Genomic DNA, 1673 nt, shown 5'->3' with positions numbered 1-1673 from the left:
CAGTCTATGGCGGGGAATGGCCCCGCCGTCAGTAAACGCCCCTCGGATTGCAACTGATGCAGGCGCGCCAGATGATCACCCCGTGCGGTCTGGCGTATGCTCAGGGAATCGGGATTGTCAGTGCCAATAATGCAGTAATACATGGGTCATTGGATCCTGTCGGTGAGGGGTATGCTCCTAAAATTGCCCCATTTGCGGCAACTTGGCAACTGTCCCTGCTAATCAGCGACTAGCCGATGAATCGCTATCCTTAGCCTCTTGCGGCAAGGCACGCGAGATCACCACCGCTTGAAAGAGCACGAAAATGACCGTGAGGGCGAGCATGCCGAAAAGCTTGAAATCCACCCAGATACCTGTCGAAAACGCATAGGCCACGATCAGATTCAGGACTGCACCGAAGAGAAAGAAGGCAATCCAGTAGCTATTGAGGCGCCGCCAGAAAGACAAGGGCAGGGCGGCCGGCAGTTGTCCGCCCATCAGGCGTTGCAGGAGAGGTTCCTCGCGCCAGTGGGTAAAGAGCAGAGCGGCCGCGAACAGCACATAGAGAATGCTGGGCTTGATCTTGATGAAGGTGTCGTTATGAAAATACAGGGTCAGGCCGCCGAAGGTCAGGATCAGCAGGGTGGAGACCCAGGTCATGGTCTCCACCCGGCCCCGCCGCCACCACTGCCAGGCCATCAACAGGATGGCGGCAACGATGAGCACCTCGGTGGCCGTGTAGATCCCGTGGATCTTGTAGGCCACGAAAAAGAGGATGATGGGGAGGAAGTCGGTAAGCAGTTTCATGACGCGCCACGGTAAATGGGGTTAAGCTAGTGGTATCTAATCACAGAAAGGAGTCCGTGGACAGTGGAACGTCAACAGATGATTCAGGGCTTGGCCGCCCTTTTGGGGGACAGCAGCAATCATCCTCTGCCCGATTTTGCCAGGGTAAAGGCCGCCCGCTGGCGCCATCTGCCCCTCGGTGGTCGTCTGGAAGGGGTGGCGCGCGTGGACTTGCCGGAGATGGACGAGCTGCTCGGTATCGAAGACAGCAAGGCCGCACTGGATTTGAACACCCGCCAGTTTGTCGCCGGTTTCCCCGCCAATGATGCCTTACTCTGGGGTGGGCGGGGCACGGGCAAGTCTTCGCTGGTCAAGGCGCTCCTGCGTCGCTATGCGGATCAGGGGCTGCGGGTGATTGAAATCGACCCGGACGGCATCCTCGACCTGCCGGAGATTCTCGCCGCGTTGCAGGCGGCCGATCCCCAGCAGGCCTATTACTTTGTGCTCTTCTGCGATGACCTGTCTTTCGGCGCCGATGACCCCGGCTACAAGGCCCTTAAATCCCTGCTGGACGGCGGTGTGGAGGCGCGTCCGGACAACGTGCTGCTCTACGCCACCAGCAACCGGCGGCATCTGATGCCGCGCCACTTTGCCGACAATGAGGAATATCATCGCCACGGTGAGGAAATCATCCCCGGCGAGACAGCGGAAGAAAAAATCAGTCTTTCCGAGCGCTTCGGCTTATGGCTGGGCTTTTATCCCTTTGATCAGGCCATGTATCTGGATATTTGCGCCATCCATCTGCAGCGCCTGGAAGTGCGGACGCCGCCGGCGGAATGGCGGGAGGAAGCCCTGCGCTGGGCCTTGCAGCGCGGCTCGCGCAGTGGCCGGGTGGCGGGCGAACTGCC

3 protein-coding genes are annotated in these 1673 nt (G+C 59.5%); 1 reads left to right on the top strand and 2 read right to left on the bottom strand.

What is annotated here, in order from left to right:
* Both HF921_RS12485 and HF921_RS12480 read right to left on the bottom strand, forming a co-directional pair.
* Positions 1 to 143, bottom strand: a 143-nt coding sequence (locus HF921_RS12485; RefSeq protein WP_226834610.1) for a YciI family protein, incomplete at its 3' end; no start/stop codon positions are given.
* A 79-nt stretch (positions 144 to 222) separates the two neighbouring features.
* Positions 223 to 786, bottom strand: coding sequence for a septation protein A (locus HF921_RS12480; RefSeq protein WP_064220200.1), 564 nt, complete (start codon positions 784 to 786; stop codon positions 223 to 225).
* Between the two features lie 63 nt (positions 787 to 849).
* Between HF921_RS12480 and HF921_RS12475 the strand changes: the two genes are divergently transcribed.
* Positions 850 to 1673, top strand: an 824-nt coding sequence (locus tag HF921_RS12475; RefSeq protein WP_215893924.1) for an ATP-binding protein, incomplete at its 3' end; no start/stop codon positions are given.

Source organism: Acidithiobacillus ferriphilus, from assembly GCF_018854775.1.
In the GTDB taxonomy this organism is placed as follows: Bacteria; Pseudomonadota; Gammaproteobacteria; order Acidithiobacillales; family Acidithiobacillaceae; genus Acidithiobacillus; species Acidithiobacillus ferriphilus.
This window is presented reverse-complemented; position numbering and strand designations above follow the sequence as displayed.